The following is a 15,158-nucleotide window of genomic DNA, read 5'->3' as shown; positions in this document are numbered from 1 at the left end:
TAGTGCCTGAATATCCTCACGCCGGTGAATACCATGGCCATGCCGTGCTCGTTGGCGGCGTCGATGACCTCCTGGTCGCGGATGGAACCACCAGGCTGAATGACCGCGGTGACGCCAGCCTTCGCCGCCTCGTCCACCCCGTCGCGGAAGGGGAAGAAAGCATCCGAGGCCATGACGCTGCCTTTGGCATTATCCCCGGCCTTATGCGCGGCGATCATTGACGAATCGACGCGGGACATCTGGCCGGCGCCGATGCCGACCACCGCCTCGCCCTTGGCAAGGATGATGGAGTTGGACCACACGTGCTTGCAGACCTTGTTGGCGAAGAGCATGCCTTGGACCTCCTCGTCCGTCGGCGCCCTCTTGGTCACCACCTTGAGGTCGGCCGGGGTGATGCTGACCTTCTTATTGGTCTGCACCAGCAGTCCGCCCTTGATACGCTTCATCTTCCATTCCGGGGACTCGTCATGGGTTATTGGAGCGTTGGTCCTGAGAAGGCGTATGTTCTTCTTCTTTTCCAGAAGTTCCAATGCGTCCGCCTCGAAATCGGGAGCGATCACGCAGTCGACGAAGTGGCTGGATATCTCCCTGGCCGTCGCAATATCCACCTTCCGGTTCAGACCGATGACGCAGCCGAAGGCCGCCATCGGATCGACGTTGAAAGCGGTGACGAACGCTTCGGAGATGCTGTCGGAGGAGGCCACCCCGCAAGGATTGGTATGCTTGATGACGATGGCCGTGGGCCGATCGAACTCCCGTACCAGCTCCAACGCGGACTCCAGGTCCAGGATGTTATTGTAAGAGAGCTCCTTTCCATGCAATTGCTCGGAGCGGGAAACGCATACCCCTTTGACGAAAGGATCGATGTAGAACGCCGCCGTCTGATGCGGGTTCTCACCGTAACGCAGGTCCTGTCGCTTCTCCATGCCCATGCTAAAGGTCTTAGGAAACCCCTCCTGTCCGAAAACGCCGCCCAAGTGGGCGGCTATGAGCGAATCATAGTAGGCGGTGGAACGGAACGCCTCCAACATGAGCGATCTCAGCGTGGCCGAGGTCAGCTCCCCACCGTTCTCTTTCATTTCCTGGATCAGCGTAACGTAACGTGAGGGATCGGTGACCACAGCGACGGAATCGGAGTTCTTGGCCGCGGCGCGTATCATCGACGGTCCGCCGATATCGATGTTCTCGATCACCTCTTCCAGGTCCGCGCCCTCCTTGAGGACGGTTTGCTTGAAGGGGTAGAGATTGACGACCACCATATCGATGCGTTTTAACCCGGCATCGTTCAACTGGCGCATGTGCTCCGGAGAGTCCCTCCGGGCCAGCAGCCCGGCGAATATGGCCGGGTGCAACGTCTTAACCCGTCCGTCCATCATCTCCGGGGAACCAGTGTACTCTGAGATGCCGATGACCTTCAGGCCGTTGGACCTTAGAAGCTTGGCCGTGCCCCCGGTGGAGATGATCTCAATGCCCATCTTGATCAGGTCTTTGCAGAAATCGACCACGCCTTCCTTGTCCGAGACACTGACCACAGCCCTTTCTATCCTGACCATTTGAATTCCTTCACCGGGATAGGCACACCAATGAAGGAGGTATGCCAGGGGTATATTGCCGGATTCCTATTAAAGATAACGACCGAGGACATTTCATCATCGACCTTCGCCAGCATCCCCAAGGATTGGACGTGATGCGTAATGTCTTTTAGATCGTCTTCCATCGTTCGGGCAACGCTTTTAACACCGGCCGACGATAGCCATCCGAAGGACGATGTTGGTCATCAGCGAACGTATCAACGGCCTGTTCACCGTGGTGGGAAAGGCCATAGACGCCCGGGACTCCAAATTCATCCAGGAACACGCCCTGAAACAGATAGAATGTGGCGCCCATGCCCTGGACCTTAACGTCGGTCCGGGACGTGACGATGGACCGGCGGCCATGGATTGGCTGGTGCGCACGGTCCAGGACGTGACCGACGTTCCGCTCTGCATAGACACCCCGGGCATCAAGACCATGACCGCGGGGGTCAAGGCCTGCAGGAACAAGATCATCATCAACTCCACCACGGCCGAGATGAAGAGGATGCAGGCCTTGTTCCCGTTGGCTAGAGAGCACGATGCCGACGTCATCTGCCTGACGATGGACGAGAGGGGGATCCCCAACGACGCCGAGTCACGGGCCGAGATGGCCATGCTCATGATGACCACCGCCATGGAGTACGACATCATGCCCGACCGCCTGCTCCTGGACCCCCTGGTCATGCCCATCAAGGCCGCCCAGGACCAGGCCGTGAAGGTCATCAAGGCCATGCAGTTGTTCCAAACGCTCAACGATCCCGCCCCAAGGACCGTGGTCGGCCTTTCCAACGTTTCCAATGGAGCGAAGGAGAGAAGCCTCATCAACCGCACCTATCTGGGGATGCTGATCGGCGCCGGCCTCAGCGCCGGCATCGTCGACGTGCAGGACGCCCAATTGATGGAGGTCATCAAGACCGGCGAACTGCTGCGGGCGGAGAAGCTATACTGCGACGACTTCTTGCGCGCCTAGGTCCCCTGAACGTTCGTTGATGGGGGCCATAACAGCCATAGGAAGATCGCTGACGTAGGCAGCGCCAAAGCTGCCCATGTAACAACCCACGCGATCATCTTCTCTGCTCCCCAGGCATTGTTCAATGCAGCTAACGTGCCAATTAGGAACAACAGATTTATTAAGGCAGTGAGGAAAAAAACTATTTTTACAAATCTTCTTTTCTCAGTGATGCTGATGGATTCGAACCCGAAAACGCGGTGCCTGGTGGTGGTAATGAAATGCTCAGGGTCGTCATGGTCCACTTTGACGGTTGAGAACATGATGTTGAATTCCTTGATGCGATGTGATGGTCCCTTCCCATCCTGAGCGGTTTGGGATGCAAATGAGCTCAGATCGATGTTCCGAGAAACTATCGGTCTCCGCACCATGCGGAAGCCTTCGCCAACTTCTTTGCCACAGCTGGGACAGTTCTTTGCCCCGTACATCACCTCTTTCCCGCAGTCGGGGCATACCAACCGGACCTCCGTTTCCAATTTGAACGGAGCGTACTTGGGAGGCTCGCTGTCCACTTCCACCTTCTTCTGAGGAGCGAACCGCCCCATTAAGGTCAGCGCTTCCTCCTCCCTGCCCAATAAATAGAGGACCTTGGCCTTCTCCCTGAGGAATGGCTCTTCCCATCCCTCGAACCCTTGGCCAAGCCCATCCTCCACGGCCTTCAAGGCCGATGCGTAATCCTCGATCTTGATCAGAGCGATGACCAGGCGATGGTATAGGTCTCCCTTCTTGGAACGGTCGTCCTCCACCTTCAATTTCTTATTTAACTCGGAGATGGTACGGGGCCAAAGCTCCTTCTCGTTCTTACTGGGAACGGAATCCCTTTCCGCCTTCCATTGACGGACCACCTTCTCCTTCCAAACGACACCTTCCAAGTGACGCCCCCTGGAAAAAATGAACGGGAGATATGTTAATCCTTTCCCCGCCTCTCACCAGGTCCCGTACGTCCCGAAGTCCTTGGCCGCCTTGTTCAAGGACATGATGTTTCCCGGAGGAGTGAACGGCGGAACCTCGCAGGCGGTGCCCAGTATGTATCCGGACGAGCACTCCCTTCCCTTGAGCAGTTGGTCCCTGGCCTGTTCGTATATCTGCTTCGGCGTACCATGCAGCATGAGCTTGGTGTCCACCGTCCCCATGCAGGTGGCGAAACCGCCGAACTCCTTGACCAGCAGGTCGGATGGGAAAACCTCCCGGCCTTGATATCCGATATGAACGATGGTCATGGGAGACCAGACCATCAGCTCCTTGAGCACCTTGTAATCCGTTTCGTGGTTCCCGCAAAGGTGATAGAAGACCTGCGGTCCGGCGCCCTTCATGAAGCATTTGGTGACGAACTCGTTGAGATATTTACCGGAAAAGTCCCGCACCATATCATCGGAGAATATGTCGTTGTTGCCCAGCACCGAACCGGTGGTGATGGCCGCGCTGCCATACTTGTTGGCGATGACCTCGGCCCCGTTGGCCGCCGTCTCCATATATATGCGCACCAGAGCGTGGGCCAGGTCCGGTTCGCTGAGCGTCCACATGATGAAGTTCTCCACCCCGCAAAGCTGGGCGGCGCTGCCGGTGAGATCGGAAGCTATGGCCAGTGGCGTGAACATCTTGGGCATGTGCTTCTGGGTGTAATCGTTTGCTCGGAAGAGCTGGTTGATGGTCATACCCTTGGCCAGTTCCTCCGGTCCGGGAACCTGCAGCTCATCGATCTGCGAGGGGTCGAAGACCACCGGGGCCTTGGGCACCGGAGGCATGAGGTCCATGTGCTGGACCTCCATTCCCAGTTCCGTCAGCCATGGCAATGAGAAGTACCAGTGAGTGACCGGCAATAGATCGTACAGTTCCTGGATGGAGGCCACGCATTGCGTCCCCAGTTCAGGGTTCTCGTAGAATTCGCGTATGGTGTGTCCGAATGCCACTGCAGCATGAGATAGCATCATGGGGTCAACGGGTATGTGTCCGTGATTTGTGCCCATGAACGGAGAGGCGAAGCGAAGCCTGGCCTCTTTGAGCCAATCGGTATCGATCGGGGCGAACGTGTCCTCCACGACGGTCATGCTTAACGGCAGGAAGCACGGGGTATAAACAAGCTCTGGTGAATACGAACACCTATATATCGCTAAGGAACGATAATTGCATGACCGGTGAGTTCGGTAGAATTGACCTTTTAGCCCTCTGATGTGAACAGCTCAAATGGACCCAGCGGTCGCATGGACCGTCCTCAGGAGTGAAACATTACACGGCATTTCTGGCCGTGGTCATCCTCTTCGGCGTCCGATCACTTCTTGAATATCAGAACCACCGAGGTCACGTCCCACAGGTTCTCGATCTTCTCCTTTATCTCTTCCTTGATGTTATTGGCGAACTGGTGGTCCTCAGCCAGATCAATGCGTAAGGTGACCACGCCCTCCTTGATGCCCATCTCCGTCACCAGGTTCGTGCGTACGATATCGAGACCGGTCAGCGGGTTCAGCACGTTCTTCAGGCGTTGGCGAATGATCTCCAGCGTCGTGGGTACCTTATCCACCACCAAGCCATGCTTCTCCTCGTAGTTGGTGATGGCCTCGCGCAATCCTTCGACCGCGAGAACGGAGCAGTGGGATTTGATCTTCGGGAGACCTCCTAGAGCGTCCGAGGCCTCCTTCCAGGTGATCTTCTTGGCCTCGCTCAATGTCTTCCCCTTGGCCAGCTCCGTGATGATCGAACCAGTGGCGATGTTGGACGCGCAACCGTACGATTCGAACTTCATATCGGTGATCACCAGGGTCTTCTCGTCCACCTCCAGGTACACGGATACCATGTCCCCACAGGCCGGGCTGCCCACCGTGGACTTCCCGTCCGGGTTATCTATCTTCCCCACGTTGCGGGGGTTCTTGAAATGCTCCATCACTATGGCGTTGTACGGCAATGGCATGTTAATTTCCTCCTCTTTTCAAAGGGCTGATCTCCCTCAGCCTCTTCACTATGTCCTTCATGGACTCGACGACCTCCTTGGCCTCCTCGATGTGATTGAAACGGCCCAGGGAGAAACGGATCGAGCCATGGGCCCGTTCGTGGTTCCCGCCGATCCCCATGATGACGTGGCTCGCTTCCAGCGAACGGCTGAAGCAGGCGGAGCCGGTCGAGACCTCGATCCCTCTCATGTCCAGATGAAGTGTGATCGATTCTCCTTCCACATAGTGGAAGGTGACGTTGGCGTTCTGCGGTGCGCGCTTCGTTCGGTGTCCGTTCAGGGTGGTGTCCTCCACATCCTTTAGGATCTGGTCGATGAGCAGGTCCCTTATCCCTCTCAACCGCTCGTTCTCCTCCTCGGTGACCAGTTCGACGGCCTTGGCGAATCCGACGATGCCGGGGATGTTCTCCAGCCCGGCGCGAAGGTTGCTCTCTTGAAACCCGCCGTCCATCCACTTGGTGATGGGCGTGCCCTCCTTGATCATCAGGCCGCCCACGCCCTTCGGTCCGTGAATGGTGTGAGCGCTGATCGTCACCATATCCACTGGCATCCGGCCGTAGTCGGTAGGCGCTCGGGCGAAGGCGTGGGTTGCGTCCGTATGGAACAGTGCGCCTTTGTCGTGGGCTATCTCTCCCACGGTCTTGATGTCCTGCAGCGTGCCTATCTCCTGATTGGCCTGCTGCACCGAGACCAGGATGGTCTCGTTCCCCACCTCTTTCTTCAGTGCTTCCATGTCCAGCAGTCCATCGGGTCCCACCGGGATGAACGTCACGCGGAAACCTTCCCTCTCAAGCGCTCGGGCCGAGTTGAGCACCGGGAAGTCCTCGATGGCGCTGACCACGATGTGCTTGCCTCTCTTGCCGCCGAGCGCCATGGCCACGCCCTTCAATGCCATGTTGCTCGCCTCGGTGTCCCCGGAGGTGAACACCAGTTCTTCCTCCTTCACCCCGAGGGATAGGACCATCTTCTGCCGGGCCTCCATCAGCGTCTCCCGGGCCTCCAGGCCCATGGTGTGGCCGAACTCCGATGTGGCTACGGCGTACGACTCGAGGAAGTAGGGACGCATGGCCTCCAGCACTCTTTCGTCCATGCGGGTGGCGGCGGCGTTGTCCATGTATATCGTCATTTCATGACCTCAGATGAATAGGGTTATCTGTGAGCTCTTGGCCTCGTTCACATAGGTGCCGACGGCCCCGTACTCGTCTATCAGGTCCTCCCGCAGATCGGAACGGGAGATGCCCATTACCTCCATGGTCATGTCACAGGCAATTATCTTTCCCCCTAGCTCGCGGAAGTCCGCCATGAGCTTGTACAGCTCCTCCACGCCGGCGGCCTTCATGCGCTTCTTGACCATCCATCGACCCAACCCAAGCATGTTCATCTTGGAGAGCGGCCCCTTGTCCAGTCCGTTCTTCTTCAGACGCTGCAGTCCCCAGAAGGTGAAATAGAGCGATACGTCCATGCCCATGGACAAAGAACCAGCGCCGATGATGAGGGCGCTATATATTTTGTCCAGGTCTCCGCTGTGCACGACTATGGTGGTCTTATCGGCCATGTCATCACTCCTTGATCTTGCGGATGCGGATGGTCCACATATCGCCCGATTCGGTCACATCCACCAGTTCCTGTCCCAATGACTCCACGGCCATTGGTATCTCCTTCTTGGATGCGGGATGGTCACCGGTGATCTCCACCACGTCGCCTTTGGCGGCCTTCTTTATGGCCTTCCTCATCTCGATGAGCGGTACCGGACAGTTCTTTCCGGCACAATCGACCTTTAACTCTACCATCGCTAACCCCAGGTATGATTGGTCGCTGATGGCTTTTATATTTGTTCGTCCCGATGGGAAAAATGGGAACGATGTTCCTACGGCCCTATGCCGGCCTCCTGGACCAAACGGGGCACGATCTCCTCCCAGGCGATAGCGGTGATGTGAACGCCGTGCACCCCTGGTGTGCTCTTCAGGGAGTCGATGGTCTCCAGGCATAGTTTGATGCCCTCCTCTTTAGGATCGCTCGCTCTTCGCAGACGGTCGACGATATGATCTGGTACGCTCATTCCGGCCACCTTGTTCTTCATGAACAGTGCCGCCTTGTGCGAACGCAGGGGGATGACGCCGGCGATGACATGCACCTCCTCGTCCAACCCCCGTTCCCTTACGTGTCCCATGAACCTCTGGAAGCGCTCAACGTCCAGAACGCACTGTGTCTGCACGAACTGCGCCCCGGCGCTGACCTTTTTGGCCAACCGAACCACCCGGAACTCGAAGGGATCGGCGAAAGGATTGGCCGCCGCCCCCAGGAAGGGTTGCGGCGGCTGAGGCAGCGGTTCTCCGCTCCAGTTCACTCCCTCGTCCCGCATGCGGCGAAAGATCATCAACTGTTGAATCGGATCGACATCGTACACGTTCTTGGCCTGTGGATGGTTGCCGAAAATCTGATGGTCGCCGCTGATGCACAGGACGTTCTGCACGCCCAAAGCGCAAGCGCCCAGCAGATCGCTCTGCATGGCTATGCGGTTCCGGTCCCGGCAGGTCATCTGCATCACCGGCTCCAGCCCTTCCTGCAGGCATAGCACCGACGATGCCAGACTGGACATGCGCACGTTGGCCGCCTGATTGTCGGTCAGATTGAAGGCGTGGGCGCTCCCCTTGAGCATCCGCGCCAACTTCCTGACCTGCTCTGGCTCGCATGACCTGGGCGGACCGATCTCCGCAGTGACCGCGAATCGGCCAGCGTCGAGCGTCTCCTGAAGCGTGCTTACGCTCATTCAGTATCCCTCCAGGCCTTCTGAGCGTCACCGGGCACGGCCTCGACGTTCACTGTTCGTCGGGGACCGCCGCTGCGGCTGGGACGCCAGTCCTTGGGTGGAATGTTCCGTTCCAATAGGTCCAGGCGTCCTTGCGTGGTAAGTGATCGAACGATCTGGTCCCAGGCGCAGGGGGTTTCCGGAGAGACCTCACATTTTCCGTTCTGACTTCCTCCGCAGGGACCGTTGAGCAGGCTTTTCGCGCATCGGGCGATGGGGCATATACCGGCGGTCAGATGCAGTATGCAATCACCGCAACCAGCGCACTTTTCCACGAACACCCCCATCCCCTCGGGCGCCCCCATGCTGGAAGTGTTGACACCGGGAATGACCTGGAGCGCCGGGAACATCTCCTGGACCACCTGGGCGCCGACCCCGCAGGCCAGACTTAGGACCGTTCCCTTTACACCCTGCAGGGGGAGGATGAACTCCTTTTCGCAGGCCCTCTCCACCGTGATGGGACGGACGCTCCAGCTCTTCCCTTTCAGCTCGGAGTGCAGAGACAATGCCTCGGTCATCTCCTTGGCCTCCTTCTCCCCTCCAGCCAGGCAGATCGCCGTACAGGACCTGCAACCCAGGACCGTTATCTCTCCCGACCCGTCCAGCATCTCCAGGACCTCCGTCAAAGGCTTCCGTTCCGCGATGATCATCTCTCTTCCTCCGGGGTGCTGCGCACCGTCGCCCGCATGGCCTCCACAGCCTGTCTGAATCTATGGGACTGGTGCTCGGCCAGATGCACCATGACCACCTTTCCCTGGGAGAGACCCAGGTCCACCAACATCTTTTCCAGCGTCTCCGCTCTCCTACCGGCGATCTCGTTGCCATAATGGTGGGCGCAGTTCTCCAGCAGACAACCTACCACCAGGACCCCTTCGGCCCCTTGGCGGAAGGCGTGCAGCACTTCCCACCTTTCCACCGAGCCAGTACAGGGAACCTCTCTCAATAGAACGTCATCCATATCCCCGACCTCCATGGCCTTCAGGGCAGCCGGCATTCCGGACCTGGAGCAGCAATAACAGACGATCATGAGGACTTTCCTCCATAGCTCAATTTAGTTCCGTCCATCTCCCCGCGCAGGTCGGCCGGTGGCATCTCTATGGCCTGGCTGGGACACAACGACAGGCACAGACCGCAGCCCTGGCAGCGTTCGGTGGATATGATCATTCCCTCCTGGCCTATGAAAGGCGCCTGGTAGGGACAAATGCGCAGGCATGTCAGGCACAGGGAGCACTTCTCCTTGTCGATCGAGGCCATTATGGAATATGATGGAGCGCTGCGCTGCAGTGCGTCCGCGATGATCATCACTGTCGCTAGCGTAGCTTCCTCGGCATCTTGGCCCATGAAAGTGGTGAACGTGGAACCGCCCATGAACACCCCTGGCTGTCCGCTCTCCCCGGGCCTCATGTCCTTGACCCTTTGTCCGGCCGGAAGACCGAACACCTTGAGCACGGCCTCGCTTCCGAGGGGGGGCGACGAACCTATGGTGACCAGCTCAGCCACCGGCAGGACCAGTTCCTCTCCGAGGTGCTGGTCCTTCACGAAGGCGCCCTCCGGGGCGATGGTGACCTCTGCGGCCCTCAGGAACGTCACTCCCCTTCCCTGCAGTTCAGCGTAACGCAGTTCCGAGCACCCGGTGAAGGGCGTCTCCTGAGCCACTGCGAAGACCTTCCCGCCGGCGTTCACGGTCGATTCGAGCTCCTGCAGGAAAACGTCTGCGCATTCCTCCCCGCCGGCCAACAGCACCATCGTTCCCTGTCCATCGCTCCATCGTTCCCGCTCCAGCGTCACCTGATGGTCCATTACCAGCAGCGCCGCACCGAACCCATGGATGGACTCGCCGACCTCCAGGGAGAACCGACCTGGTCCCCCCAGGAGCCGGGCCTGCCCTTCGATGAGATCGAACGGAGTGAGCGAATGGACCGTGAGCCCTTCCTTCTTGGCCTGCTCCAAGGCAGCGTCGGCATTTCGTCCTTCGCCGATCAACAGCAGAGCGTTCTCGGTCCGACGCGGCGGGAACGACGCCTCCCTGGGATCGAGGATACAGCTCAGGGAAAGTTCGGCCATGCCAACGGTGCGGCAGGCCGCCGCCGGCACCACGGCCACCCGGGCCGGTGACATGGCGGTAGAAGCGGCCAGCGCCTGATAGTCCTTCAGGAGCGCCCCGGGGCAGCCGATCACCAGCAGCGCCTGGGTGGTCCTTCCTCTCAAGTGCAGCTGTATCTGATCGCGACCTTCTGGAGTGCAGCAGCTCGACAGTATCTCGGTGTGCCCTATCCGCGGGTCCTTCAACAGGGACCTCAAGATCGAGGGATCGACCCCATGACCACGGCATATGAAGACGGCCGCTTTCATCGGTTCGATCATTCCCCATCCTCCAGATGGTCCTGGGCCCGTCTTGCCGCCATTATGCCGTCGGAGATGCAGTGCTTGATGTCCTTTGGCTCGATGCAGCTTCCGGCCAGGAAGATGCCCCGGTCCCCTCCGTCGGGGAATGTCACATAACCCTGGGCATTTCGTGGTAAGGACAGGTGTCCGGCCAAGGCGTCATCGATGTCCGGCACTAGGCCGATGGCCAGCACTACCTGGTCGAACGGCTCTGAAGATATGCGGCCATCACCGGCATACCTTACTAGAGGCCGTCCTTCTTCAGCAAGTATTTCCGCGGGACGCGAACGCACTATCTTAATGTCCGTGCGTCCCAGCTCCATCAATAACGGGTCGTCCTGTGCCATCCCCCTCCAGTCCATGACGAACATCGTCATATCCAGGGCGGGGTACAGCTCTTTGAGGCACAAGGCCTGGCGTAGAGCGTACTTGCAGCATATGGCAGAGCAGATGGACGTACCGACGCGGCAGCTGCGCGAACCCACGCAAAGCAGGAAGGCTACCTTTGACCGTTCTCCGATCTCGAGGGGCGATCGAGCCTCCAGCTGCAACTCCAGTTGCATGGAGGTCATCACTCCGGGCACCTCTCCCCATCCCAGACGAGCGTCCTCCTCCGCAGGGAATGTCCGGCTGCCTGTGGCCACGACCACCGCGTCGCCGTTGACGCTCAGGTGGTCCTCCCCGAACAGATCGATGGCCGAGGTGGGGCACACGCTGACACACCTCTCACATTCCAGACCTTGGAGGGAACGGCATTTTTGGCGGTCCAGCCGGACCTTCCCGCCCTCCTTGGTCATGGCACCTGCGGGACACGCTTCGACGCACTTGCCGCAAAGGGAGCAACGCCCTGTGTCGATGGCCTCCCTCGTACGGCTGAGATCGAAACGGTATCGGCTTCCCTGCCGCTCCACCTGATCCAGCTCAACACCCAAGTAGACGCTGATCAGTTCTGAGCACGATACCTCCTCCCGCAATCGATGCACCCGGCAAACGTCACACTGCCGGCAGAGGCGCTGTCCTTTGCATGATAGCTCGTCTACCCTTCCGCCCAGATGGTCCCTCTTCTCCAGTATGGCGCAGCTGAGCCCCCTCTCGGATAGTTCCTTGGCACATGCCAGACCGGCAGGGCCGCCGCCAACGATGATCACCTTTGGCAGTGGTCCACCCCCTTTCCGGCAGCGATGCGCCGCATTGACCTGGCATGGCGATCGAATGATCCGGGGGTGTCGGCCATAATATGTTTGCCACCATTAGCCAGATATTAAAAACTTTTGCGGGGGACCGTACCTCTTAAGTCCCTCGGCCGGGATATCCTCCACGTGCGCTCAGTGGCCTTCACCGTGGATGTCGATCGGGACGTCAATCTGGCCTGCCATGGTGAGATATGCTCCATCTCCAACACCCGGAACGGGGACCGCAGCCCTCGCTTTACCTCCTCGGCCCAAGGATTGCAGATGATCCTGGAACTGCTGCGCGAGTCCGGAGTGAGGGGGACGTTCTTCTGGGAAGGACGAACCGCTGATGAAATATCCGATGGGTTGGACCTGGCCAAGATCATGGAAGGCCACGAGACGGCCGTTCATGGCTACGACCACGAGGACTTCACCGGAAAGGAGACCGGGATACCATTGGACGAAGGGCAGGTAAGAGAGGTACTTGACAGGGCGGAAACGGCCCTGGACCGAACGTTCGGCCGGAACAGAAGAGGTTTCCGAGCACCTTACCAGAGAACGAGCGCACCGTTAATGGCGGAGCTTTGTCGCCGCCGATATCTCTATGATTCCTCTGATACCGCGCCGATGGTGAGCGGAAAGGTATCCCCGTATCGTCGTCCCGACGGACTGCTGGAAGCCCCGGTATGCTGGTCACTTGACCGGAAAGGTCGGAAGATCGTCTCCTATCTATGGCCGTACCACGAGGGCAATCGCCCCATGACCGACTACCTGGAAATGATGGACCAGCTGGACGAAGGGTTGCTGGTGATCGCCACTCATTCATGGCACCTGGTGGAAAGCTTCAGCGGCGGACTGTTGTCCAAGGATGTGGTCCAGCGAGGCACGGAGGACCTGCTCTCCCTACTACGTCACGGTCAGGAGACCGGGGTGGAGTTCGTGACCTTGGCCGACCATCTTCGGAGGAAGAATGATCTGTAACCCCGCGGATGGACAGGCAACGGTACTGGCCTGGAAAGCCTTGGAAGGGATCTCCCCTCGGGACCTGGCTAAAAGCTCCGGGGCCTCTCTGCAGAGCGATGACATCTCGCTACCCACCCTGGGAAGCACCATCCTGGTATCGATGACCGACCAGAAGGTCACCGTGCCCCCGGAGCTAAGCGGAGGATGGGGGCTGATCGCACTGCATCATCTCAGGGGTTGCCAGGATTGGAAGAGAGATGACGAATGGATGTCGTTCGAGCAGTTGAAGGGCGCTTCACCTTTCGCAACGGCCTTTCGGCAGAGGGCGGTGACCCCGTTGGCGTCGCGTTTCGGAAATATGCCAAAAGAGCTATCGAAGGTCGGTCGGCCGCTCGGAGGACGATCGCTGAAGATGGGGGATGCCGCCGCCCTCTTCTATGTTTTCCCACGATTACGTCTGGCGGCCATCGTGTGGCAGGGTGACGAGGATGTTCCACCCGGAGCCAATATGCTCTTTGACAAGGGTGGCGCCGGGACATTGCCGGCCGAGGACCTGGCCGAGCTGGGCATTTGTCTCTGCCAGATGCTGGTCAGTAAAGACCGGTGATCCGCCCGTTCTCGTCAATGTCCATGCTCAATGCCGCCGGCTGCGAGGGCAGTCCGGGTATGAGCATGATACGGCCGCATATGGGCACCACGAACCCCGCCCCTGCGGACACGAATATCTCCCTGACGTTCAATATCCAGTCCCGGGGCGCCCCTTTTAGTTCCGACTTATCAGTGAGCGATAGTTGGGTCTTGGCCATGCAAACCATGAAATGGCCCAGGCCGGACCCCTCGATGGTCTTGAGATGCCTCTGGGCGGCGCCCTCATAGACCACGTACTTTGCCCCGTACATCTCGGTGGCGATGGTCTTGATCTTGTCCTTGAGGGGTTGATCGATATCGTATAGGAAGTGGAAATTGGAGGTCTCCTTCTCCAGTATCTCGTCCACCTGGTTGGCTAGCTCCTGTCCTCCTTCACCGCCCTTATCGAACACATAGGACACCGCACAACGCACCCCGAGTTCACGGCAATGCTCTCTGACCAGGGCGATCTCCTGCTCCGTATCGACGCTGAAATGGTTGATGGCGACCACCATGGGAACACCGAACTTGCGGATGTTATCCACATGCTTGTCCAGGTTGGGGAAGCCGTCCTTGAGCGTCTTGAGGTCCTCGCAGGCAGCTTTGGAAAGATGACAGCCGCCATGCATCTTCAGCGCCCGGATGGAGCATACCAGGACAACGCAGTCGGGACGGAAGCCGTTGTTCCGGCAGACGATGTCGAAGAACTTCTCCGCACCCAGGTCGGCCCCGAATCCAGCCTCGGTGACCACCATGTCGCACATCTTCAACGCATACTTGGTGGCGATGAGGCTGCTGTTACCGTGGGCAATATTGGCGAAGGGAAATCCATGAATGAAGAAGGGCTGTCCTTCCAATGTCTGCACCAGGTTCGGATGTATGGTGTCCTTGAGCAAAATGGCCATGGCTCCGACGCACCCCAGTTCCTTGGCCTCCACCGGGCGGTTGTCGTAGGTGTAGCCGACGATGATCCTTCCCAGCCTCTCCTTGAGGTCTGTCATCGAGGTCGTCAGAGCCAGTATGGCGCTGATCTCCGACGCCACGGTGATGAGGAACCCGCTCTCGTGCGGTATTCCCCCCTCCTTGCGCCCCCCGAGGCCAACCACTATATTGCGCAGTTCCCGGCAGTTCATGTCGATGGCCTTCATCAGAAAGATCCGGGTGGGATCGATGTTCAGCTTGTTCCCTTTGGCGATGTGGTTCTCCAGGATGGCCGATAGAAGGTTGTGGGCCGCCCCCACTGCATGGATGTCCCCGGTGAAATGCAGGTCGATGTCCCACATCGGATAGACCTGGGAAAGGCCTCCTCCAGTGGCGCCGCCCTTCAGACCGAACGTAGGTCCCAGGGACGGTTCGCGTATCGCGCCCATGACCTTATGCCCCTTAAGCCCCAGGGCCTGGACCAAACCTATGGTGGTGACGGTCTTGCCCTCACCGGCCGGAGTGGGAGTGATCGCCGTGGTAAGGATCAGTTTCCCGTTCTCCTGGCCTTCGAAGCGGCGCAGCACGGACAAAGGCACCTTGGCCATATGCCGCCCGTATGGTACGATCTCTTCCATTGAGATATCCAATTTGGCGGCGATCTTATCGATGGTGAGGACCTGGGCCTCCTGGGCGATCTCAATATTGCTCTTCATGGGCTCTCTGACCGAATCCGATATCCAGCCTGAGGATA

General features: G+C 58.8%; 16 protein-coding genes. 3 read left to right on the top strand and 13 right to left on the bottom strand.

The annotated features are described in order from the left end of the window. Positions 1 to 1,553, bottom strand: a 1,553-nt coding sequence (gene purH / locus VMW85_03170) for a bifunctional phosphoribosylaminoimidazolecarboxamide formyltransferase/IMP cyclohydrolase (protein HUT27035.1), incomplete at its 3' end; no start/stop codon positions are given. A gap of 214 nt (positions 1,554 to 1,767) precedes the next feature. On the opposite strand from purH, the gene VMW85_03165 reads away from it, so the two are divergent. Continuing rightward, a complete protein-coding gene (locus VMW85_03165) occupies positions 1,768 to 2,544 on the top strand; it encodes a dihydropteroate synthase (GenBank protein HUT27034.1) in 777 nt (258 codons plus the stop codon). Here VMW85_03165 and VMW85_03160 read toward each other — a convergent pair. From VMW85_03160 to VMW85_03110, 11 genes are all read right to left on the bottom strand, one after another. Continuing rightward, positions 2,541 to 3,455 carry a hypothetical protein gene (locus VMW85_03160; GenBank protein ID HUT27033.1) on the bottom strand — a complete coding sequence of 305 codons (915 nt, stop codon included), beginning with the start codon at positions 3,453 to 3,455 and terminating at the stop codon, positions 2,541 to 2,543. The two genes, VMW85_03165 and VMW85_03160, sit on opposite strands and share 4 nt — an antisense overlap. A gap of 54 nt (positions 3,456 to 3,509) precedes the next feature. Continuing rightward, a complete protein-coding gene (locus VMW85_03155; GenBank protein ID HUT27032.1) occupies positions 3,510 to 4,631 on the bottom strand; it encodes a uroporphyrinogen decarboxylase family protein in 1,122 nt (373 codons plus the stop codon). A gap of 221 nt (positions 4,632 to 4,852) precedes the next feature. Beyond that, positions 4,853 to 5,488: an iron-sulfur cluster assembly scaffold protein gene (locus VMW85_03150; protein ID HUT27031.1), complete on the bottom strand. Its 636-nt coding sequence runs from the start codon at positions 5,486 to 5,488 to the stop codon at positions 4,853 to 4,855. Position 5,489: 1 nt separating this feature from the next. Next, positions 5,490 to 6,653: a cysteine desulfurase family protein gene (locus VMW85_03145; GenBank protein ID HUT27030.1), complete on the bottom strand. Its 1,164-nt coding sequence runs from the start codon at positions 6,651 to 6,653 to the stop codon at positions 5,490 to 5,492. Positions 6,654 to 6,662: 9 nt separating this feature from the next. Continuing rightward, positions 6,663 to 7,082 (bottom strand): DsrE/DsrF/DrsH-like family protein, encoded by a 420-nt coding sequence (locus VMW85_03140; protein ID HUT27029.1) that lies wholly within the window; start codon positions 7,080 to 7,082, stop codon positions 6,663 to 6,665. Positions 7,083 to 7,086: 4 nt separating this feature from the next. Beyond that, on the bottom strand, positions 7,087 to 7,317 hold the full coding sequence (locus tag VMW85_03135) for a sulfurtransferase TusA family protein (GenBank protein HUT27028.1): 231 nt from the start codon (positions 7,315 to 7,317) through the stop codon (positions 7,087 to 7,089). 77 nt (positions 7,318 to 7,394) lie between these two features. Further along, positions 7,395 to 8,297, bottom strand: a complete 903-nt coding sequence (locus VMW85_03130) for a methylenetetrahydrofolate reductase (GenBank protein ID HUT27027.1) — start codon at positions 8,295 to 8,297, stop codon at positions 7,395 to 7,397. Continuing rightward, positions 8,294 to 8,986 carry a methylenetetrahydrofolate reductase C-terminal domain-containing protein gene (locus tag VMW85_03125; protein ID HUT27026.1) on the bottom strand — a complete coding sequence of 231 codons (693 nt, stop codon included), beginning with the start codon at positions 8,984 to 8,986 and terminating at the stop codon, positions 8,294 to 8,296. The genes VMW85_03130 and VMW85_03125 overlap by 4 nt, the downstream gene beginning before the upstream one ends. Beyond that, positions 8,983 to 9,363, bottom strand: a complete 381-nt coding sequence (locus tag VMW85_03120) for a hydrogenase iron-sulfur subunit (GenBank protein HUT27025.1) — start codon at positions 9,361 to 9,363, stop codon at positions 8,983 to 8,985. Before VMW85_03120 ends, VMW85_03125 begins: the two co-directional genes overlap by 4 nt. Then, complete coding sequence (locus VMW85_03115) at positions 9,360 to 10,700, bottom strand: 4Fe-4S binding protein (GenBank protein HUT27024.1); 1,341 nt, start codon at positions 10,698 to 10,700, stop codon at positions 9,360 to 9,362. Before VMW85_03115 ends, VMW85_03120 begins: the two co-directional genes overlap by 4 nt. Beyond that, positions 10,697 to 11,869: an FAD-dependent oxidoreductase gene (locus VMW85_03110; protein HUT27023.1), complete on the bottom strand. Its 1,173-nt coding sequence runs from the start codon at positions 11,867 to 11,869 to the stop codon at positions 10,697 to 10,699. The genes VMW85_03115 and VMW85_03110 overlap by 4 nt, the downstream gene beginning before the upstream one ends. 171 nt (positions 11,870 to 12,040) lie before the next feature. On the opposite strand from VMW85_03110, the gene VMW85_03105 reads away from it, so the two are divergent. Together VMW85_03105 and VMW85_03100 are read left to right on the top strand one after the other, a co-directional pair. After that, a complete protein-coding gene (locus tag VMW85_03105; protein ID HUT27022.1) occupies positions 12,041 to 12,874 on the top strand; it encodes a polysaccharide deacetylase family protein in 834 nt (277 codons plus the stop codon). Continuing rightward, positions 12,864 to 13,463, top strand: a complete 600-nt coding sequence (locus VMW85_03100; GenBank protein ID HUT27021.1) for a DUF3786 domain-containing protein — start codon at positions 12,864 to 12,866, stop codon at positions 13,461 to 13,463. Before VMW85_03105 ends, VMW85_03100 begins: the two co-directional genes overlap by 11 nt. On the opposite strand, the gene VMW85_03095 is transcribed toward VMW85_03100, so the two are convergent. Beyond that, entirely contained in the window at positions 13,447 to 15,120 is a 1,674-nt protein-coding gene (locus tag VMW85_03095) for a formate--tetrahydrofolate ligase (GenBank protein HUT27020.1), read from the bottom strand. The genes VMW85_03100 and VMW85_03095 overlap by 17 nt on opposite strands. Positions 15,121 to 15,158: the final 38 nt, after the last annotated feature.

It is taken from the genome of Methanomassiliicoccales archaeon, assembly GCA_035527755.1.
In the GTDB taxonomy this organism is placed as follows: Archaea; Thermoplasmatota; Thermoplasmata; order Methanomassiliicoccales; family UBA472; genus UBA472.
The sequence above is the reverse complement of the archived record's forward strand: the minus strand, read 5'-3'. Positions and strand labels throughout refer to the sequence as shown.